Below are 25,629 nucleotides of genomic sequence, written 5' to 3'. Positions count from 1 at the left end.
ATAAGGCGCCAGCCGCCATCCGGGAACTCCCCCCGCTCGCACCGCGCTTAGCGGGTCTAGCTATTGCTCCGTACGCGGGTAAACCACATCTTCAGTAGCCGCTCAAAGCCTAAGATGCAGTAGCCGAAAAACGGGTTGCTCCAGTAAATATCATCGTCAAACTTCTGCGGGTCGTGAATAATAAACGCCGTATCTGCAGCCTGCGCCAGCGGGCTCTGATAATCACCGGTAAAGCAGACCAGATTAATCTCCTTCCCCTCCAGGGCCTTCACCCAGTTAAGCGCTGAGCTGCTGCGCCCGGATTTCGAAATGATCCAGATGGAGTCGAAGCGAGCGGCGTTTTTCTGTTCAAGAATTTCGTAATCCGGCCACAGCGCCAGGCTGGCATTCACCCCAGTGACGAGAAACTTGTTATAAATATACTGGGCGATCAGCTGCGAAAAGCCGCTGCCGTGGATCAGGACGCGCTGCTGCGCGAGGCTTGCCAGCAGTGGCGTCAGCGCCTCCGCCGGCTGAATGCTCATATAGTCGATATCGTTGGTGACATCGAGCTTCGGCATGGTGATATTGAACTTGATGAAATAGACCAGCTCCAGCCAGCCGCTGAACTTAAGCTTTTTCGCCAGCCGTACCAGCGAGGAGGGATTACTGTAGCACTGCTCCGCCACGGCGCGGACCCCCTGGCAGATACACTGCTCCGGGTCGTTCTGGATAAAGCGCAGCACGGTCATTTCCGTTTTGCTTAGCTTCACGTCACGAAAGATATTTTCTACGTCCATGGCGGGCTCCTCTCAGCGGCAGAATACGCTATCACCGTTCAGCAACGGCGTCTGCGGCCTGAGTCACCAGACTGAAATGAATATTACTTTTTGTACAAAAATGGAATAAAAAACCCTCTCCGCCAGGCGAAGAGGGTCTCTGCCGTTAACGCAGTCTTTTACAACGTAATCGTCAGCGTATTGCCCTGGGCGCTCACCACCACACCCCATTCGCTGCCGGTCTGCGTGCCGCCCTGAACGCCGGCTATCTGCTGGATATTGCGCAGGCACAGCGTCCAGCCGCGGGCTTCGCCTTCGCCGCTCACGGCGATGGTGTTGCCCTGGCGCTTCGCCTTCAGGGTGAAGATCGTGGAACCGTCCGCCGCCGGAACCTGACAGCGCGCCTCGCGCCCCTCTTCGAGGTGGAACAGCTGGAAGGCGGTGCCTTCATGCCAGGCATAATCGGGTTTCTGGTCATTGTTGCCCAGCGCCAGCAGAGTATTGTCGCGAATGTAGACCGGCAGACTCAGCGCATTATGATTCTGCTTATGCCAGCGGCTACCCGGCAATTCATCGTTATGCCACAGATGCGTCCAGCGCCCTTCCGGCAGATAAAACTGCACATCGCCCGCTTCGGAGAACACCGGCGCGACCAGCACTGAATCACCCAGCATATACTGGCGGTCGAGATAGTCGCAGGTCGGATCGTCCGGGAACTCGAGCATCATCGCGCGCAGCATCGGGGTGCCGTACTCATTGGCCAATGCCGCCTGACGATAGAGATAGGGCATCATGCGGCATTTCAGCTGCGTGAAGTGGCGCACCACGTCGCAGGATTCTTCGTCGTAGGCCCATGGCACACGATAGGATTTACTGCCGTGCAGGCGGCTGTGGCTGGAAAGCAGGCCGAAGGCGCACCAGCGCTTGTAGACGTGGGCCGGGGCGGTATTCTCGAAACCGCCGATATCGTGGCTCCAGAAACCGAAGCCAGACATGCCGATCGACAACCCGCCGCGCAGGCTTTCCGCCATCGATTCGTAATTGGCGTAGCAGTCGCCGCCCCAGTGCACCGGGAACTGCTGTGCGCCCACCGAGGCGGAGCGAGCGAACAGCACCGCTTCTTTCTCGCCGACGGTCTCTTTCAGCACGTTCCACACCAGTTCGTTATAGATGAAGGCGTAATGGTTGTGCATTTTCTGCGGGTCAGAACCATCAAACCACTGCACATCGGTCGGGATGCGTTCGCCGAAGTCGGTCTTGAAGCAGTCGACGCCCATCGCCACCAGGCCTTTGAGTTTGTCGGCGTACCACTGACAGGCTTCCGGGTTGGTGAAGTCATATATCGCCAGCCCAGGCTGCCACTTATCCCACTGCCACAGCGAACCGTCCGGGCGCTTCAGCAGATAGCCCTTCTCTCTCAGCTCCTTGAACACCGGCGAGCGCTGGCCGATATACGGATTGATCCACACGCAGATCTTCAGCCCTTTCGCCTTCAGGCGCTTGATCATCCCTTCCGGGTCCGGGAAAGTCAGCGGATCCCATTCGAAATCGCACCACTGGAAGGCCTTCATCCAGAAACAGTCGAAATGGAAGACGTGCAGCGGCAGCTGGCGCTCGGCCATGCCGTCGATAAAGCGGTTCACCGTCGCTTCGTCATAGTTGGTGGTGAACGAGGTGGTCAGCCACAGACCAAACGACCATGCCGGCGGCAGCGCCGGGCGACCGGTGAGCTGCGTATAGCGGTTGAGCACCGCTTTCGGCGTTGGGCCATCGATCACGAAGTACTCAAGGTATTCGCCTTCCACGCTAAACTGGACTTTCGAGACCTTCTCCGAGCCCACCTCGAAGGAGACGCGCTGCGGGTGATTGACCAGCACGCCGTAGCCGCGGTTGGTCAGGTAGAACGGAATGTTTTTATAGGATTGCTCGGTGCTGGTGCCGCCGTCTTCGTTCCAGGTTTCTACCGTCTGGCCGTTGCGCACCAGGGCGGTAAAGCGCTCGCCGAGACCGTAGACGGTTTCGCCGACACCGAGGTCGAGGCGCTCAAACAGATAATTGCGCTGGGTCTGACTATCCTGCACGTAGCCGTTGTTTTTCAGCTGACTACCGGTGATACGCACGCCGTCGCGCAGAAAATCCAGCGCCCAGAATTCGCCTTTAGTAACGCGCACGCTAAGGCTACCGCTTTTCAGCTCGGCGAATTCGGCCGTATCCTCTATGGTGACATTGACGTCGTTCTGCACGTTCAGCGGGTAGTGCGGACCGTTATCCAGCGCGCCCTGGAAGTGCTCCATACGCACCCCGATCACCCCTTCCAGCGGGGAGAAAAAGCGCAGGGTGAATAACGGCGTATCCAGCTGCCAGGCGCGTTCGCGGACATCGCGCGGCGCGGCATAGACCACCATTTCATTCCCCTGCTGCTCCACCTCATAAACCTGTACGGGTTGGATCAGGGTGAGCCCTGGTTGAATGAGCCAGTTTCCATCACTGATTTTCATTAAAACGTCCTCTTAGTTTTGCCATTCTTTGTCGATCGGGGCTGTTGCGAAATCTTGTTCATTACGACGCGCGCCCTCGGCCAGCTCGGCCATCATTTTTTTCAGGAACGGCGTTTTCAGCGTGTAGTAGCGTTTGGCGATCGCCGCGCTCAGCAGGTAGCACACCGCTGGAACGAGGGTGAACAAGGCGATAATAATGGTGAGAGTGGCGCCGTTCTGGGTTTTGGCTGCGGCGTCGTAACCGCCGCCGGCCAACATCCAGCCGATGAGCGCGCCGCCCAGCGCCAGGCCCAGCTTGAGCACAAACAGGGTGCCGGCAAAGCTGATGCCGGTCAGGCGTTTGCCGTTGCACCATTCGCCGTAGTCGACGGTGTCGGACATCATCACCCACTGGATTGGCGTCATCAGCTGGTGCAGTACGCCAATGGCGAAGATAAAGACGAACATGGTGATTTCGGCATCCATCGGTACGAAAAACATCGCCACGCTGAGCACCGCCAGGAGGGCGTTGGTCCACCAGAAGACGCTGACTTTGCATTTCCAGTCGGTCAGCGGTTTCGCCAGCGCTGAGCCAATCAGGTTGCCGACGCAGTAAGTGGTGAGGAAGACGGTGAACAGCGCCGCCGAGCCCATGATCCAGGTGGTGTAGTACATCATCGCGCCGCCGCGAACGCAGACCGCGAGGATATTGAGAATGGTGAGCACGCCAACCACTCGCCACTGGTCATTGCGCCAGATATCGCGCAAATCTTCGCGCATCGAGGTGCTGCTCGGCGGCGCTTCGACACGCTCTTTGGTGGTAAAAAAGCAGAAGGCCAGCATCAGGAAGGCGATTGCCGACAGCACCGCGATGCCCCCCTGGAAGCCAAGCGCTTTGTCTTCGCCGCCGATAAAGTTGACCAGCGGCATCATCAGCACGGTGGAAAGCATGCCGCCTGCCGTCGCCAGCACAAAGCGCCAGGACTGGAGTGAGATGCGCTGTGTCGGGTTGTCGGTGATCACGCCGCCGAGCGCGCAGTAGGGGATATTTACCACGGTGTAGAGCAGCGTCAGCAGCGTGTAGGTTACCGCAGCGTAAATCAGCTTGCCGTGGTGGCTTAAGTCCGGCGAGCTGTAGGCCAGTACGCAGACGAGGCCGAACGGTATGGCGCCGAAGAGGATCCACGGGCGAAATTTACCCCAGCGGCTGCGGGTACGGTCGGCCAGCAGGCCCATGCACGGGTCGGAGATCGCATCCAGCGCGCGCGCCAGCAGGAACATGGTGCCGACAAAACCAGCGGGGATGCCGAAGATATCGGTGTAGAAAAACATCATATACAACATAACGTTATCAAAAATGATGTGGCTGGCGGCGTCACCCATGCCGTAGCCAATTTTCTCTTTGACGGACAAAATATGATCTTTCATATGGGCACAATTCCCTTAGCGGCGCCACGGATTGGTACCGGTTACATTTCTTGTAAACCTTTGCCGCAGGAAGATGAATTGCGATATCTCGTTATCAGATTACGTTTCTTGTTTTCTGTGATCGCGGTAGCCTGAAAGCGTATGAAAAAGTGTAACCCATGGATTTTGAACGGATTTGTTTCAGACTGTTCTGCAAAGTCCAGTTTTAACAGTAAAAAAGTGCGTTCAGGTATGTGGTAAACGGCTGAAAGTAGCTATAATGCGCCCCGCCTCCATGTAGCAATCGAGGCGCGGAAGATCGTCATCTCCGGTGAGGTGGCTGGACTTCAAATCCAGTTGGGGCCGCCAGCGGTCCCGGGCAGGTTCAACTCCTGTGATCTTCCGCCAGTTTGCCTCTGCTCCTCCACCGCCACGCCATACCAAACTGAGCCGCAAAACCCATCATCCCAGTCAATCATTTTCATCCAAACTCTGCGTTATTTTGTCTCCTGCAAACCCGTTACACTGGCGCAAAGGCCGCGTGCCGTTGCCAACCGAAACAGGAGAGCCATGATGACCCCCGAACTGAGACACTGTTTTTCAATTACCATCCAGGTTGATAAACCGATAATCGTTTCCCGCAGTCCGCAAACCGGCAAGCGTCAGCTGATCCCGATTCTCGGCGGCAGCGTTTCGGGTCAACTTCGCGGCCACGTGCTGCCCGGCGGCGTCGACAGCCAGATTATCGAGCCCGACGGCACGTGCAGGCTATCCGCCCGCTATGCCCTGCAGGTGGAGGAAGGAACGGTGTACGTGGAAAACAACGGTATTCGCCGGGTGCCGGCCCGCTATCATGACCAGCTGTTCGCCGACGATATGCGCTTTTTTAGCACTATTCCGCCGGAAGAAATCTATTTTCGCACCGTCCCCACCTTCGAGGTGGATACCCCCGCGCTCAGCTGGCTAACCACCTCGCTGTTTATCTGCGCGGGCGGACGTACTCAGGATGGGGTGATGCTCGATTTCTATCAGGTGGGCTGATTTTCACTTTCTGCATATAACTGTTATTGCCGTTAACCCGTTTTTCCCCTCCCGGCGCCGGTCTACTATCGCGTCATCGCTTTATTCACCCGATTCACAGACCGGAGCAGTTATGAAAGCTATCGCCATTACTCAAGCCGCCGCTGACGGCGACAATATCCCTTTTTTAACCGAGATCGACCTGCCGGTCCCTTCCGCCCACGGGCGTGACCTGCTGGTTGCCGTGAAGGCGGTCTCGGTCAATCCGGTGGACACCAAAGTGCGCGCCGGCTTCCAGGGCGACACGCCGCGGGTGCTGGGCTGGGACGCCGTTGGCGTGGTGCAGTCCGTCGGTGAGGAAGTGACGCTGTTCGCACCAGGCGATGAGGTCTGGTACGCCGGCGCCCTGGGCCGGGCCGGCAGCAACAGTGAATATCAGCTGGTGGATGAGCGCCTGGTGGCCCACAAACCGCGCACCCTCGATAACGCCTCCGCCGCCGCGCTGCCGCTGACGGCTATCACCGCCTGGGAGCTGCTGTTTCACCGTCTTGGCGTCACGGAAGGCGGCAACGCGGGCGACACGCTGCTGATCGTCGGCGCGGCGGGCGGCGTAGGGTCGATCCTGACCCAGCTGGCCAGCAAACTGACCGCCATGACGGTGATCGGCACCGCCTCGCGTCCGGAGAGCCAACGCTGGGTCCGCGAGGCGGGCGCGCACCATGTTATCGATCACAGCAAGCCGCTCTCCGACGAGCTGGCGCGCATCGGCATCAACGCGGTGACCCATGTCGCCAGCCTGACCAACACCGACCAGCACTTCAACGCGCTGATCGACGCCCTCGCCCCGCAGGGCAAGCTGGCGCTGATTGATGACCCGGAGACCCTGGACGTGGTGCCGCTGAAAGCCAAAAGCCTGTCTCTGCACTGGGAATTTATGTTCACCCGCTCAATGTTTGAGACGGATGACATGATCGCCCAGCATCAGTTGCTAACCCGCGTGGCGGCCCTGATCGACAACCACACGATCAAAACCACACTCGGCGAACACTACGGCGCTATCACCGCCGACAATCTGCAGAAAGCGCATCGCCAGCTGGAAACCGGACGCGCAGTGGGCAAGATTGTGCTGGAGGGATTTTAAGATGATAACCCTTCTCGCCGTGCTCAAGGCGAAACCAGGCCAAACAGACGCGCTGCGCAAGGTCCTGCAGGGTCTGCTCCTGCCGACGAGACAAGAGCCGGGCAATCTTGACTACGCGCTGTTCCAGCTGCGCGACGCGCCGGATACCTTCTACATGCGGGAGTCCTGGCGTGACCAGCAGGCGCTGGATGAGCATATCGACCAACCCTACTTTCAGGCCTTTATTGGCGAGATGGATTCCCTGCTCGCCGAGCCACTGCGCCTGGACTATCTGACGCCAGTCGCCCCCTGAAAAGTCTGCTCCTCACCCGGTGAGGAGCGGTTTTAACGCTTTGAGCTACCCGTCTCGCATCCCGGGCGCTCCAGGCTACGCTTATCCTTACCGCGCAAAAAACGCTCACCTCCGTCCGCCCGTTTTAACACCGATATAATCAAGAGGTTTCGCTATGCTGATCAACGCTATAGGTACCTACTCCGCCAGCCAACCGCTGGAATCAATGGCCATCACCCGCCGCGAACCGGGGCCGCAGGATGTGCAGATCGCCATCGCCTACTGCGGCGTCTGCCACTCCGATCTCCACCAGGCGCGATCGGAATGGGCCGGAACGCTCTACCCCTGCGTGCCGGGGCATGAAATTGTGGGCCGGGTCACCGCGGTCGGCGAGGCCGTCTCGCGCTACGCCGTCGGCGATCTGGTGGGCGTCGGCTGCATGGTCGATAGCTGTCAACAGTGCGAGGAGTGCGCTGAAGGGCTGGAGAACTACTGCGACCATATGGTGCTGACCTACAACGGACCGACCCAGGACGCGCCGGGCCACACCCTGGGCGGCTATTCACAGCAGATCGTGGTCAAAGAACACTACGTGCTGCGGATAACCCATCCCGAAGCGCAGCTGGCCGCCGTCGCGCCGCTGCTGTGCGCCGGGATCACAACCTACTCGCCGCTGCGCCACTGGCACGCCGGGCCGGGTAAAAAAGTCGGCGTGGTCGGCATCGGCGGCCTTGGGCATATGGGAATCAAGTTGGCCCACGCCATGGGGGCCCACGTGGTGGCCTTTACCACCTCCGAATCCAAGCGTAATGCGGCCAGAGCGCTAGGCGCTGATGAAGTGGTGGTGTCGCGTAACGAAGAGGAAATGGCGGCCCACGTCAAAAGCTTCGATTTCATCCTCAACACCGTGGCGGCGCCGCATAATCTCGATGCCTTCACCACGCTGCTGAAGCGCGATGGCACGATGACGCTGGTAGGCGCGCCGGCCACACCGCATCCGTCGCCGGAAGTGTTCAATCTGATCATCCGTCGCCGGTCGATTGCCGGGTCGATGATTGGCGGGATCGCGGAAACCCAGGAGATGCTCGACTTCTGCGCTGAACACGGCATCGTCGCCGATATCGAACTGATCCGCGGCGATGAGATCAACGAAGCCTGGGAAAGAATGGTCAAGGGTGACGTGAAATACCGCTTCGTGATCGACAGCGCGACCCTCGGCGGCTAAGCGCCGCGGCGGAAGGTACGCCGCCATTCGGTCGGACTGACGCCAAAGCGCGCCTTAAACTGCTGACGCCAGGTGACGGCAGAGAGATAACCCACCGCCTCCGCCACCTGCTCGACCGGCAGATCCCCCGCCTCAAGCAGGCTCTGGCTGCGGCGCAGGCGTTCGGCGGTCAGCCAGTCGGTAATGCTCATCCCGGTCGCCCGGGCGAAGTGGCGGGTCAGGCTGCGGCGGCTCATCGCCACCACCCGGGCCAGCGAATCGAGATTATGCGGCTCGGCAATATGCTGCTGCAGATAATCCAGCAGGCAGTTGATTCGCGCATCGCGGGTGTTTTTCGGCACCGGCTGGGCGATGAACTGCGCCTGGCCGCCCTCGCGGTGCGGCGAAACAATCAGCCGCCGGGCGATCTGGTTGGCCGCGAGGCTGCCGTAACGCTGGCGGATAATGTAGAGGCAACAGTCGAGCGCCGCCGCGGTGCCCGCTGAAGTAATGATCCGCTGATCGTCGACGTACAGGGCGTTGATATCCAGCCGCACCTGTGGAAACCGGCGCTGAAAATCTTGCTCAAACTCCCAGTGGGTCGCCGCGCGTTTCCCGTCCAGCAGTCCGGCGTAGCCAAGGACGAACGCGCCCAGGCACAGACCGACGATTTCCGCGCCGTTATTCCGGGCCCGCACCAGGCTATCAAGCAGCGCCTGCGGCGGGCGCCGGTCGACCTCGCCCCAGTAAGGCACCACCACGATATCCGCCTGTTCCAGCACGGCGTAATCGCCGCTGGCGTACAGCGCGAAGCCGTCGCGGGCGCGCAGCAGCCCCGGTCGCTCGGCGCAAATGTGCAGATTAAAGCGTTTGTTTTCAGAGACCGAATCGCCAAACAGCATGCAGGGAACGGCGTAATGAAACGGGCTAAAGCCCTCTACTGCAACAATCGCCACGTCGGTGAGCTTCATCGTTCCTTCCCCTTACGCACGTTAATAAACCACGGTTTCCCCATCCTGCGGGATACACACGACCTCGGCAATCTGATTATCCAGCGCATACTGGCGCATCTCTTCCCGGCTCACCAGGCAGTGGTTGACCGCCTCCAGGTGGATAGCCATGATTTTCGCTTCCGGCAGGGTGAAGTGTACGTTCAGGAGATCCTCTTTGCCCATGATAATCGGGCCAAAGCCGATGACGTGGGCATAGCCGGCGTTGAGGACCACCACGTCCGGGCGCAGCTTCAGCAGGTCGGCCGCAATTTCATCACGCCAGATGGTATCCCCCACCAGCCACAGCGTCTTCTCCTGCGGATGGCGAAACAGCACGCCGCAGGCCTCGCCCAGGCGTTCGGCCATCGCCGGCACCGCGTAGGTGCGATCGCTGCCGTGCTGGCCGGAGGTGGTTTTCAGCAGGCGCACGCCGGCAAATTCGCTGTCTGCCGTTAGCAGGCGGATATCCTCGAATCCCTGGCTGCGCAGCAGCGCACCGTCGGCCTCGTGCTGGACGAACACCGGCAGGGTTTTCGGGATCGCGGCGATCGCCGCCTCGTCCCAGTGATCGTCATGGGTATGGGTGACGATCACTGCGTCAACGTCGATAATGTTATCGCGGGAAAAAGGCAAGGCCACCAGCGGGTTGCGCAGCTCGCTGCGCGCGGTGCCCGGAAATCCCGGCCAGGCGCCTTTGTCCGCCAGCATCGGATCGATCAGAAACTTTTTCCCGGCGTAGTCAATAATCTGGGTCGCGTTACGGATATGGGTGATGTTCATGTCGGCGTTCCTCAGGGGGTGATTTGACGAACATCGTACTGAGTACCAGCCTGGCGCAATAGGGGCATTTGGGCAAGGATCGATGAAATCGGGCCAACCTGCGGCGATTGCTATCCGTCTCCGGCTATGTTGTTCTGAAGGCTCCATTTTTGACAGGAGTGGCAGGATGAAGAAAAAACTGACCGCCGCCGATATGCACGACCCGCAGGTCATCGCCGAAACGCCGTGGTTCAGCATGCGCAAGGTGGGTATTGATATCGCCCCCGGCGAGCGCCGCGACTTTTACGCCATTCACTATCCCCGCCCGGCGGTGGGGGTTGTGGCTATCCAGGAGGGCAAAGTGCTGCTGATTCGCCACTACCGCTACCTGATCGACAAGGTAGTGTGGGCCATTCCGTCAGGCGGCGTTGACGAAGGGGAAGATCCGGCGGCGGCCGCGCTGCGCGAGCTGCGGGAAGAGACCGGCTGGCAGGCGCAACGCGTCGAGGAGATCATTCGCTTCAACCCCTCCTACGGCAGCAGCGATCAGCTGTTTATCACCTGGCTGGCTACCGGTTTACGCTGGGTGGGGATGGATGCGGCTCAGGATGAGGTAATGGAAACCGGCTGGTTTAGCTTTGAGGAGATAAACCAGCTGATCGCCCGCGGCGAAATGCCGGACGGGCTGTCGCTGGTGCCGCTGCTGCAATTGATGGCGCAGCCGCGCACCGTGCAGGCTACGGCTTAAGCATTCGCCAGCGGAACCACAGCTGGGCAACCAGGATCAGCACGCCGCCGATAATTTTCTGCAGCGGCAGCTGTTCGCCGTACCACAGCGCGGCGGCAATGACCGTCAGCAGCGGTTCGAGCACCATAATGATCGCCGCGCTGGCCACCGCCGCGTACTTTTGCCCCTTCATCTGCAGACCGAAGCGCAGGCTGGTGGCGATGACTATGCTGGCCACCAGCCAGCCGAAGGTCGGTAGGGTCATCGGCTGGTCCCAGCGTTCAACGGCAGCGGAGATGGTCAACCCGACGATACCAGTGATCGCCAGCTGCACGGTGGTCAGGGGGATCAGCGGTACTTCACGCGCGCAGCGGCTGGTGTAACAGAACCAGATCGACTGCACCAGCGCCGTCAGCAAAAACCAGCCCTGGCTGGGATGGAAGGCTATCGGCATGTGCAGGCTGAGCAGGCCCAGGCCCACCACCGCGATCGGCAGGCACTCCCACCAGGCCCGCGGCGGACGCACCTTCATCATCACCCACGCGGTCAGCGGGACGAACATCATCGACAGGCTCATAATAAACGCCCCTTCGCCGAGCGACGCCGTCGTGGAGACCGAGTAGATCCACAGGCAGAGGTTGAGCGCAAACCACAGCCCGCTGATGATGAGCTTTGGCCAGTGCTGCTTTTGCGGGCGAAACCCGCGGCAGAACGGCAGCAGCAGCAGGGCGGCGAAAAAAAAGCGCAGCCCAAGGAACGCGAATACCGGCATGCCGGCGATCGCCTCGCGGGAAAAAATCCAGCCGCAGGCGGCAATCACCGTCGCGGCAATCAGCAGCAGGTCAGCCTGCCGTTGGCGTACCATACGCGCCTCTCCCTGTGTGTTGGCTTACCAGCCCGGCACCGCGCCGCCGTTGAAGATAGTCTCTGCCGCCTTCGCCACCTCCGGCGACTGGTACGACTGCATAAACTCCTTCACGTTTTCCGCGTCTTTATTGTCTTCACGGGTCACGATGATGTTCACGTAGGGCGAGTTTTTATCTTCGATAAAGATGCCATCGCGAACCGGCGACAGCCCGGTTTGCTGCAGGTAGGTGGTGCTGATGATGGCCACGTCGACTTTAGGATCGTCGAGTACGCGCGGCAGCTGCGCCCCTTCCAGCTCCATAATTCTCAGGTGATGCGGGTTGTCGGTGATATCCACCGCCGTCGGCAGCAGGCCGGTGCCGGCTTTGAGGGTAATCAGCTTCTCTTTTTGCAACAGCAGCAGCGCCCGCCCGAGATTGGTCGGGTCGTTGGGGATGGCGATTGTCGCGCCGTCTTTCAGTTCGGCGACTGACTTGATCTTGCGCGAATAGCCGGCCATCGGGAAGACGAAGGTATTGCCGACCGCCACCAGATGGTAGTTATGCGCTTTGTTGTCCTGCTCAAGGAAAGGCCGATGCTGGTAGACGTTGGCGTCCAGATCCCCGGCGTTGGTCGATTCGTTAGGCAACAGCGAGCCGCTGAACCCCACCAGCTCAACCTCCAGACCATACTTCTCTTTGGCCACCTTCTTCGCCACTTCCGCCACATCCTGTTCAGCGCCATTAATCACGCCGACCTTAATGTGCTTCGCTTCATTACTCTTTTGGTCGCAGCCGACCAGCGCCAGACCCGCCAGCATTACCGCGGCGGCGGCACGTAAACGTAATCTCATCCTCTTCACCCTGTCCGTCCTGACTGTCATTGTTTTTTTCGTGCAAAACTATAGCGACTTTCGGGTGGGGTAATAAACAGCAAACCACGCAACCGGAAATAAAATCATCTTCCCCAGAGCGAAGCACTAGCCCCGTCGCCACTCGCCCGGCGTCACGCCATAGCGCATTTTGAAACGCTTCGAGAAGGACGCCAGCGACTGAAAGCCGCAGCGTTCGGCAATCACCTCGAGGTTGGTCTGACGCTCGAGGCGCAGCAGCCGGGCGGCCAGCGCCATTCGCAGCTGCGACAGCCACGCCTGCGGCGTCAGGTGATAAACGCGGGCAAAATGACGGGCAAAGGTGGCCCGCGACAGAAAGGCGCGGGCGGCCATGGTTTCCAGCGTCCACGGCTGCTCCGGGGTTGCCATCACCGCCAGCACCGCCGGCATCAGGCGTTCATCGCTCATCAGACGCAGCAGCCCGCCGGGCGGCTGCTGCTCGCCAAGCAGCATGCGCAGCAGCAGCACCAGCAGCGTATCGCCGAGGCTGCGCACGATAGCGCTGCCGCCGGGACGCTGCGCCAGGCTTTCGCGGACCAGTATGTTAAGCAACGGCTGCAGCTCCGGGCAGTCTTCGCGCGTATCGGTATGGAGATGGATCAGCGTCGATGCCTCAGTGAACAGCCAACTAACGTGCGGACCAAAATAAAATTCGCCGCACAGCATCTCCAGCGCCCCCTCCGCCGGGCCGGCGCGCATTTCCGTCACCGTGCCGTTAAACCGGTGCGCTACCGGCAGCACCTGGCCCCACTCCACCAGGCTCTCCATCAGATGCGGCGAACCGTGCGGCAGGAGGACCACATCTCCCGCGCGCAGGTGATGAGTCAGGCCGCCGACGTTAAGCCGCCCCTCACCGCGCAGCACCACGTGCCACGGCACCACGCCGCTGCGCATTTGCTGGTGCCCGGCCTGCCAGCGGCCGCCGAAGCGACAGTGCAGGTTCACTTCGCAGCGCGGCGCCAGCAGCGCCAGCAGATGACTGAGACTGTCCATGCTTCTCCTGAGACGATAAGACAAAAAGGTGAGACGAAGACCGCCAGTCTAGCATGCGGCAACGGCCTAAGATGACCCCAATGCCAACACACACCCTCGATAACAACAGGAGTTAACTATGAGCCGTTTAGCTGATATCCGTGAACAAGACGCCACCGGCAAAGCCGCCGATATTTTCGCCGGGATCAAAAAAGCGATGGGCAAAGTGCCAAACGCCTACCTGACCATCGGCGGCCACTCGCCGGCGGCGTTGCAGCAGGCGCTGGCGCACAATGCGATGCTCCATAAAGGCAGCCTCAGCGCCCAACAGCTGGAGGCGATTAATCTGTCAGTCAGCGAAGCCACCGGCTGTGACTACTGCCTGGCCGCGCACACCCTGATGGCGAAAAAAGCCGGCTTCAGCAGCGAGCAGATCCACGCCCTGCGCCGCGGGGCGTATGCGGAAGAGACACAGCTTGATGCGCTGGTGAAATTTGCGCAGACTCTGGTGACCACCACCGGTACGCTGCCGGAAGCCGACGTCGCCGCGCTACGCAACGCCGGTTTTAGTGACCAGCAGGTGATTGAGATTATCAGCGCCATCAGCGCGATCCTGTTCACCAACATGGTGAACCGGGTTAACGACACGGTGGTCGACTTCCCGAAAGCCGATTAATCCGTCGCGCAGCGCCGGTTTTACAGCCCCAGATCGCTGAGCCCCGGATGATCGTCCGGGCGACGCCCCTGGGGCCAGTGGAACAGGCGCTCGCTTTCAGCGATCGGCAGATCGTTGATGCAGGCGTAGCGCGTCTGCATCAGTCCATGCTGATCAAACTCCCAGTTTTCATTGCCGTACGAGCGAAACCAGTTGCCGCTGTTGTCGCACCACTCGTAGGCGAAGCGCACGGCGATACGATTTTCCTGCCATGCCCACAGCTCCTTAATCAGCCGATATTGCTGCTCTTTGCGCCATTTTCGCTGCAGGAATTCGACAATTTCCCTCCTGCCATGAACAAACTCGCTGCGGTTGCGCCATTCGCTGTCCACGGTGTAGGCCAGAGCGACTTTTTCGGCATCGCGGCTGTTCCAGCCATCTTCTGCGGCGCGAACCTTCTGGATAGCGCTGTCGCGGGTAAACGGCGGTAACGGGGGACGTTGTTCGGTCATGCTGACTCTCCTCTGCGGGCTAATTGCTGCTGCAGGCGCTGATTCTCCTGCTCCAGGTCATGAATACGTTGCTGCAGGTTCTGGCTGTACTCCGCCACCTGCTGCGCGCTGTAGCGCGGCGTAATGTGCTGCGGGCAGTTCCAGTCAAACGCCTGCAGATGAAAGAGAAACAGGCGCTCGATGCGGGCGCGATAGTTGGCCGGCGCCACCTGCGCCAGCAGCTGCGGGTGGTCCTCTGCCGCCACGACCTCGACGGTGGCGTAGATTTTCAGCCTGGCACGGCGTGGATAATCCATCAAAAACAGGCAGGCCCGGTCGCTGCCGCGCAGGTTGCCGGTGGTGATGTACTGACGGTTACCGCCGAAATCCGCCATCGCCAGGGTGGTGTCATCCAGCAGATGCAGAAACCCCGGCGGGCCGCCGCGGTGCTGAATGTAGGGCCAGCCGCTCTGCGACACCGTCGCCAGATAGAAGCTGTCGCGGGTGGCGATCATCCCCGCTTCGCTCTCGCCGAAGCGGTCGGCCTGGCGGCGGCTATGCGGCGTTTGCCACAGCTGGTCGCTGCCCATTTCATGCTGCACATCCATCACGTCCGGGGTGATGGCGATATCGAGAAAGGTTGCTGCCATAGCGCCTCCTGTTGTCTGGCGCCATCATGGACTGTACTGCGAAAAATGATAATACTGGTTTAGTGGCAATCATCTTTCCAGAAACCGGGAGAATAATGGATCGATTAAGCGCGATGGCGCTGCTGGTGAAAGTGACCGAGCTGGGGAGTATGTCGGCGGCGGCGCGGGCGCTGAATATGCCGTTGACCACCGTCAGCCGCCATATCGGCGAGCTGGAGAACACGCTGGGGGTGCGCCTGCTGGCGCGGACCACCCGCAAACTGACGCTCACCGACGCCGGGGTCGATTATGTCGCCGCCGCGCGGCGGATCCTCGAGGAGGTGGAAAACGCCGAACGCCAGGCGACGGGCGAGTATCAGGAGCCGAAAGGCGAGCTGGTGATCTCTGCGCCGACGATGTTTGGACGCCAGCACGTTCTCCCGGTGATCGCTGAATTTATCGCCCGTTACCCGCAAATTCGCGTCCGTTTGCTGCTCAGCGATCGTAACGCCGACCTGGTGGGCGACCATATCGATCTGGCGGTGCGGATTGGCGACCTGGCGGACAGCAGCATGGTGGCCACCCGCCTCGGCAGGATGCGCATTGTGGCCTGTGCCCATCCGGCGCTGCTGGCGAAATACGGCGAGCCGCAGCGGCCGCGCGATCTGGCGGCGCTGCCGATCATCCGTATTGAATCGCCGATGCCCTATCGCGGCTGGCGCTTTCGCGCCGCTGAGCGCGAGGACCAGCTAATTAATCTGCCGCCGGCGCTATCGGTCACCACGCCGGAGAGCGCTGCTGATGCCGCGCGGCTGGGGGTGGGCGTAGCTCGCTTACTGCACTATCAGGCGCTGGACGGCCTGCGACAGGGTGAGCTCCGTCTGCTGCTGGAACGCGTCGAGCCGGAACCGGCGCCGGTCCATTTGCTGTATACCGCGCGGGACCTGGCGCCGCTTAAGCTGCGCAAATTTATCGATTTTGCCGCGCCGGCGCTGCGTCAGGCGCTGCTGCGCATCGCCGGGGCCGCTTAGTGCGTCGCGGTCTTCAGCGGCGCCTCCTTTAACAGCCAGGAGAGGACAAACGCCACCGCCATAATGCCGGCCGCCATCAGGAACGCCGCGTGGATCGCCGCGCCGAAGGCGTCGAGATAGTCGAGGCGGATATCCGCGGGCAGGTGCTGCACCGCCACCGGATTCATTCCCGGCGGCAGTACCGCGCCTTCCGGCAACAGCTTTTGCAGGTTGCTCTGCAGTACGTGTGTGAACACCGCGCCAAACAGCGCCACGCCGATGGAGCCGCCGATCGAGCGGAACAGGGTCACGCCGGAAGTGGCCACGCCGTACAGCTTCGCCGGCATCGCGTTCTGCACCGCCAGGACCAGCACCTGCATCACCAGCCCCAGACCCGCCCCCAGCACGCCGGTAAACAGGTACAGCTGCCACAGCGGCGAGTGAATGGTGATCCGGGTCAGCAGCACCATGCCGGTCACGCCAAGCAGGGTGCCGAGGATCGGAAACAGGCGATATTTACCGGTCCGGCTGATAATGCGCCCACTGATAACCGAGGTCAGCAGCAGGCCGCCCATCAGGGGGATCAGCTGCAGCCCGGCCTCGGTGGGGGTCGCCTCCTTCACCACCTGCAGATAGAGCGGCAGGAAGGTGACCGACCCGAACAGCGACATGCCGATGACGAAGCCGATCAGGCTGCACAGCAGGAAGCTGCGGTTGCGGAACAGCGACAGCGGAATAATCGGCTCGGCGGCCATCCGCTCTTCGTAGATAAAGCCGATGACACCCACGATGCCGAAGGCCAGAATGCACCACAGCTGCGGGTCATTCCAGGCATGGACGCTGCCCCCTTCCGAGGTAAACAGGATGATGCACAACAGCGCCATGCTGAGGTAAATCGCTCCCAGCCAGTCAATCTGATGCTGGCTGCGTTTATTGCTGCTGTGGAATACCGCGCCGATCACCAGCAGCGCGAAGAGGCCCAGCGGCAGATTGATGTAGAAGATCCAGCGCCAGGAGGCGTGTTGCACCAGAAAGCCGCCGATCAGCGGGCCGATCACCGTCGCCAGGCCAAAAACGCCGCCGAACAGACCCTGATAGCGGCCGCGGTTGGCGGGCGGGATGACGTCGGCCACCGCCGCCATGCTGATCACCATCAGGCCGCCGCCGCCGAGCCCCTGCAGGCCGCGCATCAGCACCAGCTGGGTCATGTTTTGCGCCAGCCCGCAGAGGGCGGAGCCGACGAGAAACAGCCCAATCGCCACCTGCAGCACGATTTTGCGACCGAACAGATCGCCGAATTTACCGTACAGCGGCACCGCGATGGTGGAGCTGAGGATATAGGCGGTGACCACCCAGGAAAGCTTGTCCAGCCCCCCCAGTTCGCCGACAATCGTCGGCAGCGCGGTGGAGACAATGGTCTGATCCAGCGCGGAGAGCAGCATCACCAGTAGCAATGCGCTGAACAGCAGGCGTATCGACTGCACCGGTGGGTTTGCGACTTGAGTAGTCATCACAACGCTCGCTTGAAATTAATTAAATGCATAATTAATATTTAGTGAAAGAATGAGTCGGGTCAAGAGATCGCCATATCATGACAGCACAAAAGGATCAGAATGCCCCCCGCCGCCCGGGGCGACCGCGTGGAAAAAAATCGGGTACCGCCAACCGCGAACAGCTGATGGACATCGCCCTGACGCTGTTTGCCCGCGACGGTGCGGCCCGCGTGTCGTTGAACGCCATCGCCAAAGAGGCCGGGGTAACGCCGGCGATGCTGCATTACTATTTCAGTTCGCGGGATGCGCTGGTGACGCAGCTGATTGAGGAGCGCTTTATGCCGCTGCGCAACCACATCAGCCGCATCTTTGTCGACCATCCGCAGGACCCGGTGCTGGCGCTGACGATGATGGTCGAAACGCTGGCGCATATGGCGGAGAAGAACGCCTGGTTCGCGCCGCTGTGGATGCAGGAGATCATCGGCGAGATGCCGATCCTGCGTCAGCATATGGATGCCCGCTTCGGCGAGGAGCGTTTTCAGGTGATGCTGGAGGCAGTGCGCCGCTGGCAGCTGGAGGGCAAGATTAACCCGGCGCTGTCGCCGGAGCTGCTGTTTACCACGGTGATTAGCCTGGTGCTGGTGCCGTTTTCGCGCATCCACAGCGATCCGCGTTTACAGGCGGTCAACCGCCAGACCATCGTCAGCCACGCGCTGGCGTTGATGGGCCACGGCGTCGGGGGTTAAGCGCAGCCGCCGCCCGGCAAAAGCTTTTGTAGCCCGGATAAGGCGCCACGCGCCGCCATCCGGGATTTTCCCTGCTCGCGCTACGCTTAGCAGGGCTACAGTCGTAGGCCGGGTCAGGCGCAGCCGCCACCCGGCGAAATAACGGCACAACCGGAAATGTCCCTCTTAGCACTATGTTTGGCAGGGCCACAACGTTTAGCAGGGCTACCACTCCCGTGTTATGTCCGGGCAGATTGCGCTCCCGGTTGATCTTCTGCGTTATGTCTCTTATGGAGCAGGGAGCGCACAGGGGGCGGCCAGTCGCCGCCGCCCCCTGTACTCCCGGGCTCCGGCCAGCAAAATCGCCGCTGCGCGGTGCCTTCGACTTATCCCTGCAGGCTTCGGGTCGGGCCGAGGCAGCGTCCGTGCAAAACACGGCCCTCAGCCCGCATCCATGCGGGCTGCCCCGGCCTTCCGGGAACGTCTCAGCGATTTTGAAGCCGCCAGCACCGGCAGTTTCAGTCGCGCAAGTGGTTAAATTAACAACAGGTCGCACGAACCCCAGGACGGGTAAGGCGACAGGCTCCACCCGGCAAGAATACAGGTGACGTGCCTGATATCCTGCCCGGCGGCGCTGCGCTTGCCGGTCCTGGGTGGGGCGAAACTATGGGAGAACGGTGTAGGCCGGATAAGGCATTTATGCCGCCATCCGGCACAATCACAGGTACGGTACCTGACCGCCCGGCGATATCAGGATCGTTACAGCGCTTTCGACAAATAGTGACGCTGCATCCCCGCGTGCGGGAAGTCGGGCAGCGACATCTGCAACTGATAGCCTAATTTCTGATAAAACGGTAGCGCCTGGAAGCTAAAGGTATCCACCAGCAGATGGCTGCAGCCCAGCGCCTGCGCCTGCCGCTCCACCTCCTGCATCAGCTCGCTTCCCAGCCCGCGTCCGCGGGTCGCCTCGCTGACCCACAGATACTCAATACACAGCCAGTTGCCTTTGCGTTTGGCAATCAGCCCGCCCTGCATCACCCCTTGTGCATCGCGCGAGTAAACGCCCAGATCGCCAAACTGCGCCGCATCAAGATACTGCTGATTATAGTGCCGCAGACCGGCGAATAATTCTTGTTGATCGTCGGGATTAATGCTTTTTGTAATGATTAACGCCATTAACTATCTCCAGTATCGCGATGCCGAATGGTTATTTTCCCTCTCCACTTTCACAAAAAATTCTTATTTTCTCCATGATTATTTGCCTTAATTTTTTGCGTTCTAAAAGTAAGCAAAAAAACCTTTCCATTATCGCGGCGGATCGTATAATGGCAAAAAATGAGAATGATCATTCTCACCACAAAACCAGAGGAGATGCGCTTTTCACCTCCTGAAGGCCGAAGAGGTTGGCTTCAGCGGAGACACAATAACAATCACGTTCAGGAACATCTGTGTTCCTTTTTTGTCATTTTCGCTTAGCCGAAAATGCCTCAGCGCCCAACCTATTCCCTCGTTTTTAAATAAACGGGGCGGACGTCTTATATCTTGAGAAAATATAATGAAATACATCATAGCTCCCATCGCGACAGCATTATTTCTCCTTAGCGGATGCGATAATGCGCAGACATCTGCCCCGCAGCAACCCACGCCGGAAGTGGGCGTGGTCACTCTGCAAAGCCAGCCGGTTCCGGTAGTCAGCCAGCTCACCGGCCGCACCACCGCCTCGCTCAGCGCCGAAGTACGCCCGCAGGTGGGCGGCATCATCCAGAAGCGCCTGTTTACCGAAGGCGATATGGTGAAGGCCGGGCAGGCCCTTTACCAGATCGATCCCTCCAGCTATCGCGCGACCTGGAACGAAGCGGCGGCGGCGCTGAAACAGGCCCAGGCGCTGGTAGTCTCCGACTGCCAGAAGGCTCAGCGCTACGCGTCGCTGGTCCGGGATAACGGCGTCTCCCGCCAGGATGCCGACGACGCCGCCTCCACCTGCGCCCAGGACAAGGCCAGCGTGGAATCGAAGAAAGCGGCGCTGGAGAGCGCGCGCATCAACCTGAACTGGACCACCGTCACCGCGCCGATTGCCGGGCGTATCGGCATCTCTTCGGTCACGCCGGGGGCGCTGGTCTCCGCCGATCAGGATACCGCGCTGGCGACGATCCGCGGGCTCGACACCATGTATGTCGATCTGACGCGATCCAGCGTCGATCTCCTGCGCTTACGCAAACAAAGCCTGGCCAGCAACAGCGACACCCTCAGCGTGACGTTAACCCTGGAAGATGGCAGCACCTATCCGGAAAAAGGGCGTCTGGCGCTCACCGAAGTCGCCGTCGATGAATCCACCGGCTCGGTAACCCTGCGCGCTATCTTCCCCAACCCACAGCACGTCCTGTTGCCGGGGATGTTTGTTCGCGCACGCATCGATGAAGGCATCATGAACGACGCGATCCTCGCCCCGCAGCAGGGGATTACCCGCGATGCCAAAGGCAACGCCACGGCGCTGGTGGTCGATGCCGACAACAAAGTTGCGCAGCGCGCCGTGGAAACAGGCGACACCTACGGCGATAAATGGCTGGTGCTGAGCGGCCTGAAAGCGGGCGACAAGCTGATCGTCGAAGGCACCGGTAAAGTGGCCCCTGGCCAGACGGTGAAGGCCGTTGCCGTCAACAATAACGGAGGCAACGCCTGATGTTCTCCCGTTTCTTCGTGCGTCGCCCGGTCTTTGCCTGGGTGATCGCCATTCTGATTATGCTCGCCGGCGTGCTGGCGATCCGCACCCTACCGGTGGGCCAGTATCCGGACGTCGCCCCGCCGGCGGTGAAAATCTCCGCCACCTATACCGGCGCCTCTGCCGAAACCCTGGAGAACAGCGTCACCCAGGTCATCGAGCAGCAGCTTACCGGCCTCGACCATCTGCTCTACTTCAGCTCTACCAGCAGCTCCGACGGCTCGGTCAGCATCACCGTCACCTTTGAGCAGGGGACCGACCCGGACACCGCCCAGGTGCAGGTGCAGAACAAAGTCCAGCAGGCGGAATCGCGGCTGCCGAGCGAAGTCCAGCAGTCCGGCGTGACGGTGGAAAAATCGCAGAGCAGCTTCCTGCTGATCCTCGCGGTGTATGACAAAACCGACCGCGCCACCAGCTCCGATATCTCCGACTGGCTGGTCAGCAACCTGCAGGACCCGCTGGCGCGCGTGGAGGGCGTCGGCAGCCTGCAGGTGTTCGGCGCCGAATACGCGATGCGCGTCTGGATGGACCCGACCAAACTCGCCTCCTACTCGCTGATGCCTTCCGACGTCCAGTCGGCGATTGAGGCGCAGAACGTGCAGGTCTCCGCCGGTAAAATCGGCGCCCTGCCGTCGTCCAGCGCCCAGCAGCTGACCGCCACCGTACGCGCGCAGTCGCGGCTGCAAACCCCCGATCAGTTCAAAGCGATCATCGTGAAAAGCCAGGCCGACGGCTCGGTGGTGCGCCTGAGCGATGTCGCGCGGGTGGAGATGGGCAGCGAGGATTATACCGCTACCGCCAATCTGAACGGCCATCCGGCCGCCGGGATCGCGGTGATGATGGCCCCCGGCGCCAACGCGCTGGATACCGCGACCCTGGTGAAAAGCAAGATCGCCGAATTCCAGCGTCAGATGCCGCTGGGATACGATATCGCCTATCCGAAGGACAGCACCGAGTTTATTAAAATTTCGGTCGAGGACGTGATTCAGACCCTGTTCGAAGCGATCGTTCTCGTGGTCTGTGTGATGTATCTGTTCCTGCAGAATTTCCGCGCGACGCTCATTCCGGCGGTGGCGGTGCCGGTGGTGCTGCTCGGCACCTTCGGGGTGCTGGCGCTGTTCGGCTACTCGATTAACACCCTGACTCTGTTCGCTATGGTGCTGGCGATCGGCCTGCTGGTGGATGACGCCATCGTGGTGGTGGAGAACGTTGAGCGCATTATGCGCGACGAAGGGCTGCCCGCCCGCGAAGCCACCGAAAAATCGATGGGCGAAATCTCCGGCGCGCTGGTGGCAATCGCCCTGGTGCTGTCGGCGGTGTTCCTGCCGATGGCCTTCTTCGGCGGCTCGACCGGGGTCATTTATCGCCAGTTCTCGGTGACCATTATCTCAGCGATGATGCTGTCGGTGGTGGTGGCCCTGACCCTCACCCCGGCGCTGTGCGGCGCGCTGCTCAGCCACTCCAGGCCTCATACCAAAGGGTTCTTCGGCGCGTTTAACCGCCTGTGGGGGCGCACGGAAGCGGGCTACCAGCGCCGCGTGCTCGGCGGCCTGCGCCGGGGCGCGGTGATGATGGGCGCTTACGTCCTGATTTGCGGGGCGATGGCGCTGGCGATGTGGAAACTGCCGGGCAGCTTCCTGCCGGTGGAGGACCAGGGCGAGATCATGGTCCAGTACACCCTGCCCGCCGGGGCCACCGCGGTGCGCACCGCCGAGGTGCGCCGCCAGGTAACCGACTGGTTCCTGACGAAAGAGAAAGCCAATACCAACGTCATTTTCACCGTCGACGGCTTCAGCTTTAGCGGCAGCGGTCAGAACGCCGGGATGGCCTTCGTGTCGCTGAACAACTGGTCGCAGCGCAAAGGCGACGACAATACCGCCCAGGCCATCGCCCTGCGCGCCAACAAAGAACTTGGGGCGATCCGCGACGCCACCCTGTTCGCCATGACCCCGCCGTCGGTGGACGGTCTCGGACAGAGCAACGGCTTCACCTTCGAGCTGATGGCCAGCGGCGGTACCGACCGCGACAGCCTGATGAAGCTGCGCAGTCAGCTACTGGCGGCGGCCAACCAGAGCGGCGAGCTTCAGTCGGTGCGCGCCAACGACCTGCCGCAGATGCCGCAGCTGCAGGTGGATATCGATAACAACAAAGCGGTCTCGCTGGGGCTGTCGCTGAGCGACGTGACCGATACGCTCTCCAGCGCCTGGGGCGGCACCTACGTGAATGACTTTATCGATCGCGGCCGGGTGAAGAAGGTCTATATCCAGGGCGAGAGCGACGCGCGCGCGGTGCCCTCCGACCTTGGCAAATGGTTCGTTCGCGGCAGCGATAACAGCATGACGCCGTTCTCCGCCTTCGCCACCACCCACTGGCAATACGGCCCGGAAAGCCTGGTGCGCTACAACGGCTCCGCCGCCTTTGATATCCAGGGCGAAAACGCCGCCGGCTTCAGCTCCGGCGCGGCGATGGACAAGATGGAAAAGCTGGCCGACAGCCTGCCGGCGGGCTCCACCTGGGCGTGGAGCGGCATTTCGCTGCAGGAAAAGCTGGCCAGCGGCCAGGCGATGAGCCTGTACGCCATTTCGATTCTGGTGGTGTTCCTGTGCCTGGCGGCGCTGTATGAGAGCTGGTCGGTGCCGTTCTCGGTGATCATGGTCATCCCGCTCGGCCTGCTCGGCGCGGCGCTGGCGGCGACGCTGCGCGGCTTAAGCAATGACGTTTACTTCCAGGTGGCGCTGCTGACCACCATCGGCCTGTCGTCGAAGAACGCCATCCTGATCGTCGAGTTCGCTGAATCCGCCGTGGATGAGGGGTATTCGCTCTCCCGGGCGGCGATCCGCGCCGCGCAGACCCGTCTGCGCCCCATTGTCATGACCTCGCTGGCGTTTATTGCCGGGGTGCTGCCGCTGGCCGTCGCCACTGGCGCCGGGGCCAACAGCCGCGTGGCGATCGGCACCGGCATCATCGGCGGCACCCTGACGGCCACCCTGCTGGCGGTGTTCTTTGTGCCGCTGTTCTTCGTGCTGGTGAAACGCTTCTTCACTCGCCAACGTCCTTCTCAGGAGTAAAGTATGTTTCGTTTGAGTTTTATGTTTATCGCGCTCCTGACCGCGGGCTGCGTCTCGCTTGACCCGCATTATGATCGCCCGGCCGCGCCGGTGCCGGCCACCCTGCCCGGGGCGCACGGCGAATCGACGGCGGTGGTCGGCGACTGGCAGAAAGTGGTCAATGACGCGCGGCTGAAAAAAGTGGTCAGTATCGCGCTGAACAGCAACCGCGATGTGCAAAAGGCGCTGGCCGATATCGAGGCCGCGCGCGCCCAGTACGGCGAGACGCGGGCGTCGCTGTTTCCCACTGTCGATGCCGAGCTGAGCCATACCCGCAGCAAAACGGTGGCCAGCGGCCTGAGCTCAACTTCGCAGGCCGACGGCGCGGTCTCCAGCTTCGAGCTGGATCTGTTTGGCAAGAACCAGAGCCTGTCGCGCGCGGCGCGCGAAACCTGGCTTGCCAGCGAATTCACCGCGCAGAATACCCGACTGACGATGATTGCCGATTTGACCACCGCCTGGGTGACGCTGGCGACGGATAACAGCAATCTGGCGCTGGCGCAGCAGACCATGGACAGCGCAGCAAACTCGCGCAACATCGTCGCCCGCCAGATGGCGGTGGGCACCGCCTCCGCCGGCGATTTAAGCTCGGCGGAAAGCGTCTATCAGCAGGCGCGCGCCAGCGTCGCCAGCTACCGCACGCTGGTGGCGCAGGATAAAAACGCCATTAACCTGCTGGCGGGGGAAACCGTGCCGGAGAGCCTGCTGCCCGGCACCCTCGAAAGTCTGGGGGATAACAGCATCGCCCTGGTGCCGGCGGGGGTGTCGTCGTCGGTGCTGCTGCGCCGGCCGGATATACAGGAAGCGGAGCACAACCTGAAGAGCGCCAATGCCGATATCGGCGCGGCGCGGGCGAATTTCTTCCCGTCGATTTCCCTGACCGCCAGCGCCGGGGTCGGCAGCGACTCGCTGTCGTCGCTGTTCAGCCACGGGATGCAGGTGTGGTCGTTCGCCCCCTCCATCAGCCTGCCGCTGTTCACCGGCGGCAGCAACCTGGCGCAGTTGCGCTATGCGGAAGCGGAGAAAAAGGGGCTGATCGCCACCTACGAGAAATCGATTCAGAGCGCCTTTAAGGACGTTGCCGATGCGCTGGCCCGCCGGGAAACGCTGAGCGAAGAGCTCGATGCCCAGCGGCAGTACGTCGCCGCCGAGCAGACCTCGCTGGATATCGCCATGAAGAGCTATCAGGCCGGGGTCGGCGATTATCTGTCGGTGCTTACGGCCCAGCGCACGCTGTGGTCGGCGAAGACGACACTGCTGTCCCTGCAGCAGACCGACCTCAATAACCGGATCACCCTCTGGCAGTCGCTGGGCGGCGGCGCCAGTTAATTTCA

At 61.2% G+C, this 25,629-nt stretch carries 25 protein-coding genes and 1 tRNA gene; 13 read left to right on the top strand and 13 right to left on the bottom strand.

Annotated features, from left to right (window positions below):
• Positions 1–56: 56 nt before the first annotated feature.
• The 3 genes from ABLV64_RS13250 to ABLV64_RS13240 form a co-directional block, all read right to left on the bottom strand.
• Entirely contained in the window at positions 57–779 is a 723-nt protein-coding gene (locus ABLV64_RS13250) for an SIS domain-containing protein (protein WP_126065123.1), read from the bottom strand.
• 158 nt (positions 780–937) lie between these two features.
• On the bottom strand, positions 938–3,256 hold the full coding sequence (gene yicI / locus ABLV64_RS13245) for an alpha-xylosidase (protein ID WP_032456738.1): 2,319 nt from the start codon (positions 3,254–3,256) through the stop codon (positions 938–940).
• Positions 3,257–3,268: 12 nt separating this feature from the next.
• A complete protein-coding gene (locus ABLV64_RS13240) occupies positions 3,269–4,663 on the bottom strand; it encodes a glycoside-pentoside-hexuronide family transporter (protein WP_348843328.1) in 1,395 nt (464 codons plus the stop codon).
• A 292-nt stretch (positions 4,664–4,955) separates the two neighbouring features.
• Between ABLV64_RS13240 and ABLV64_RS13235 the strand changes: the two genes are divergently transcribed.
• The 5 genes from ABLV64_RS13235 to ABLV64_RS13215 all read left to right on the top strand — a co-directional run bounded on the left by ABLV64_RS13235 (position 4,956) and on the right by ABLV64_RS13215 (position 8,299).
• Positions 4,956–5,050: transfer RNA gene (locus tag ABLV64_RS13235), tRNA-Sec, on the top strand.
• 165 nt (positions 5,051–5,215) lie between these two features.
• A complete protein-coding gene (locus ABLV64_RS13230) occupies positions 5,216–5,683 on the top strand; it encodes a DUF3237 domain-containing protein (RefSeq protein WP_004205101.1) in 468 nt (155 codons plus the stop codon).
• Between the two features lie 112 nt (positions 5,684–5,795).
• Entirely contained in the window at positions 5,796–6,803 is a 1,008-nt protein-coding gene (locus ABLV64_RS13225) for a zinc-binding alcohol dehydrogenase family protein (protein WP_004205102.1), read from the top strand.
• A gap of 1 nt (position 6,804) precedes the next feature.
• Positions 6,805–7,095, top strand: coding sequence for a putative quinol monooxygenase (locus ABLV64_RS13220; protein ID WP_004205103.1), 291 nt, complete (start codon positions 6,805–6,807; stop codon positions 7,093–7,095).
• Positions 7,096–7,249: 154 nt separating this feature from the next.
• Complete coding sequence (locus tag ABLV64_RS13215) at positions 7,250–8,299, top strand: NAD(P)-dependent alcohol dehydrogenase (RefSeq protein ID WP_004205104.1); 1,050 nt, start codon at positions 7,250–7,252, stop codon at positions 8,297–8,299.
• On the opposite strand, the gene ABLV64_RS13210 is transcribed toward ABLV64_RS13215, so the two are convergent.
• Together ABLV64_RS13210 and ABLV64_RS13205 are read right to left on the bottom strand one after the other, a co-directional pair.
• Entirely contained in the window at positions 8,296–9,249 is a 954-nt protein-coding gene (locus ABLV64_RS13210) for a helix-turn-helix domain-containing protein (protein ID WP_004205105.1), read from the bottom strand. The genes ABLV64_RS13215 and ABLV64_RS13210 overlap by 4 nt on opposite strands.
• A gap of 21 nt (positions 9,250–9,270) precedes the next feature.
• The gene (locus ABLV64_RS13205; RefSeq protein WP_032456741.1) at positions 9,271–10,050 is read right to left on the bottom strand and encodes an MBL fold metallo-hydrolase; all 780 of its coding nucleotides are present in this window, start codon (positions 10,048–10,050) and stop codon (positions 9,271–9,273) included.
• A 166-nt stretch (positions 10,051–10,216) separates the two neighbouring features.
• Here ABLV64_RS13205 and ABLV64_RS13200 point away from each other — a divergent pair, with 166 nt between their 5' ends.
• The gene (locus ABLV64_RS13200) at positions 10,217–10,777 is read left to right on the top strand and encodes an NUDIX hydrolase (RefSeq protein WP_348843327.1); all 561 of its coding nucleotides are present in this window, start codon (positions 10,217–10,219) and stop codon (positions 10,775–10,777) included.
• On the opposite strand, the gene ABLV64_RS13195 is transcribed toward ABLV64_RS13200, so the two are convergent.
• From ABLV64_RS13195 to ABLV64_RS13185, 3 genes are all read right to left on the bottom strand, one after another.
• Entirely contained in the window at positions 10,767–11,621 is an 855-nt protein-coding gene (locus ABLV64_RS13195; RefSeq protein ID WP_004205109.1) for a DMT family transporter, read from the bottom strand. The two genes, ABLV64_RS13200 and ABLV64_RS13195, sit on opposite strands and share 11 nt — an antisense overlap.
• 24 nt (positions 11,622–11,645) lie before the next feature.
• Positions 11,646–12,455 carry a lipoprotein NlpA gene (gene nlpA / locus ABLV64_RS13190; protein WP_348843326.1) on the bottom strand — a complete coding sequence of 270 codons (810 nt, stop codon included), beginning with the start codon at positions 12,453–12,455 and terminating at the stop codon, positions 11,646–11,648.
• A gap of 126 nt (positions 12,456–12,581) precedes the next feature.
• Positions 12,582–13,487 carry an AraC family transcriptional regulator gene (locus tag ABLV64_RS13185; RefSeq protein ID WP_032456742.1) on the bottom strand — a complete coding sequence of 302 codons (906 nt, stop codon included), beginning with the start codon at positions 13,485–13,487 and terminating at the stop codon, positions 12,582–12,584.
• A gap of 118 nt (positions 13,488–13,605) precedes the next feature.
• Here ABLV64_RS13185 and ABLV64_RS13180 point away from each other — a divergent pair, with 118 nt between their 5' ends.
• Positions 13,606–14,142 carry a peroxidase-related enzyme gene (locus ABLV64_RS13180; protein WP_004205112.1) on the top strand — a complete coding sequence of 179 codons (537 nt, stop codon included), beginning with the start codon at positions 13,606–13,608 and terminating at the stop codon, positions 14,140–14,142.
• 20 nt (positions 14,143–14,162) lie between these two features.
• Here the strand turns inward: ABLV64_RS13180 and ABLV64_RS13175 are convergent, their stop codons facing one another.
• Complete coding sequence (locus tag ABLV64_RS13175; protein WP_182971593.1) at positions 14,163–14,633, bottom strand: nuclear transport factor 2 family protein; 471 nt, start codon at positions 14,631–14,633, stop codon at positions 14,163–14,165.
• The gene (locus tag ABLV64_RS13170) at positions 14,630–15,262 is read right to left on the bottom strand and encodes a pyridoxamine 5'-phosphate oxidase family protein (RefSeq protein WP_230127548.1); all 633 of its coding nucleotides are present in this window, start codon (positions 15,260–15,262) and stop codon (positions 14,630–14,632) included. The genes ABLV64_RS13175 and ABLV64_RS13170 overlap by 4 nt, the downstream gene beginning before the upstream one ends.
• A 95-nt stretch (positions 15,263–15,357) precedes the next feature.
• On the opposite strand from ABLV64_RS13170, the gene ABLV64_RS13165 reads away from it, so the two are divergent.
• Positions 15,358–16,272 carry a LysR substrate-binding domain-containing protein gene (locus ABLV64_RS13165; RefSeq protein WP_048326075.1) on the top strand — a complete coding sequence of 305 codons (915 nt, stop codon included), beginning with the start codon at positions 15,358–15,360 and terminating at the stop codon, positions 16,270–16,272.
• Here ABLV64_RS13165 and ABLV64_RS13160 read toward each other — a convergent pair.
• Positions 16,269–17,762 carry an MDR family MFS transporter gene (locus ABLV64_RS13160; protein WP_023319361.1) on the bottom strand — a complete coding sequence of 498 codons (1,494 nt, stop codon included), beginning with the start codon at positions 17,760–17,762 and terminating at the stop codon, positions 16,269–16,271. The genes ABLV64_RS13165 and ABLV64_RS13160 overlap by 4 nt on opposite strands.
• 80 nt (positions 17,763–17,842) lie before the next feature.
• Between ABLV64_RS13160 and ABLV64_RS13155 the strand changes: the two genes are divergently transcribed.
• A complete protein-coding gene (locus ABLV64_RS13155) occupies positions 17,843–18,490 on the top strand; it encodes a TetR/AcrR family transcriptional regulator (protein ID WP_017900760.1) in 648 nt (215 codons plus the stop codon).
• 738 nt (positions 18,491–19,228) lie between these two features.
• Here ABLV64_RS13155 and ABLV64_RS13150 read toward each other — a convergent pair.
• Entirely contained in the window at positions 19,229–19,645 is a 417-nt protein-coding gene (locus tag ABLV64_RS13150; protein ID WP_017900175.1) for a GNAT family N-acetyltransferase, read from the bottom strand.
• Between ABLV64_RS13150 and ABLV64_RS13145 the strand changes: the two genes are divergently transcribed.
• Positions 19,620–19,736 (top strand): hypothetical protein, encoded by a 117-nt coding sequence (locus ABLV64_RS13145; protein ID WP_032431163.1) that lies wholly within the window; start codon positions 19,620–19,622, stop codon positions 19,734–19,736. The genes ABLV64_RS13150 and ABLV64_RS13145 overlap by 26 nt on opposite strands.
• On the opposite strand, the gene ABLV64_RS13140 is transcribed toward ABLV64_RS13145, so the two are convergent.
• A complete protein-coding gene (locus ABLV64_RS13140) occupies positions 19,696–19,818 on the bottom strand; it encodes a hypothetical protein (RefSeq protein WP_032426094.1) in 123 nt (40 codons plus the stop codon). The two genes, ABLV64_RS13145 and ABLV64_RS13140, sit on opposite strands and share 41 nt — an antisense overlap.
• Positions 19,819–20,024: 206 nt before the next feature.
• Here ABLV64_RS13140 and eefA point away from each other — a divergent pair, with 206 nt between their 5' ends.
• Genes eefA through eefC form a run of 3 tightly spaced genes read left to right on the top strand, consistent with a single transcriptional unit; the run spans position 20,025 to position 25,624 of the window.
• Positions 20,025–21,149 (top strand): multidrug efflux RND transporter periplasmic adaptor subunit EefA, encoded by a 1,125-nt coding sequence (gene eefA / locus ABLV64_RS13135; RefSeq protein WP_017900176.1) that lies wholly within the window; start codon positions 20,025–20,027, stop codon positions 21,147–21,149.
• Positions 21,149–24,256 (top strand): multidrug efflux RND transporter permease subunit EefB, encoded by a 3,108-nt coding sequence (gene eefB / locus ABLV64_RS13130; protein ID WP_348843325.1) that lies wholly within the window; start codon positions 21,149–21,151, stop codon positions 24,254–24,256. The genes eefA and eefB overlap by 1 nt, the downstream gene beginning before the upstream one ends.
• A gap of 3 nt (positions 24,257–24,259) precedes the next feature.
• Positions 24,260–25,624, top strand: a complete 1,365-nt coding sequence (eefC, locus tag ABLV64_RS13125; RefSeq protein ID WP_004205125.1) for a multidrug efflux RND transporter outer membrane subunit EefC — start codon at positions 24,260–24,262, stop codon at positions 25,622–25,624.
• The last annotated feature ends 5 nt before the right edge of the window (positions 25,625–25,629 follow it).

Origin of the sequence: Klebsiella sp. JB_Kp031, from assembly GCF_040064295.1 — a bacterium.
GTDB classification, from domain to species: Bacteria; Pseudomonadota; Gammaproteobacteria; order Enterobacterales; family Enterobacteriaceae; genus Klebsiella; species Klebsiella quasipneumoniae.
The sequence above is the reverse complement of the archived record's forward strand: the minus strand, read 5'-3'. Positions and strand labels throughout refer to the sequence as shown.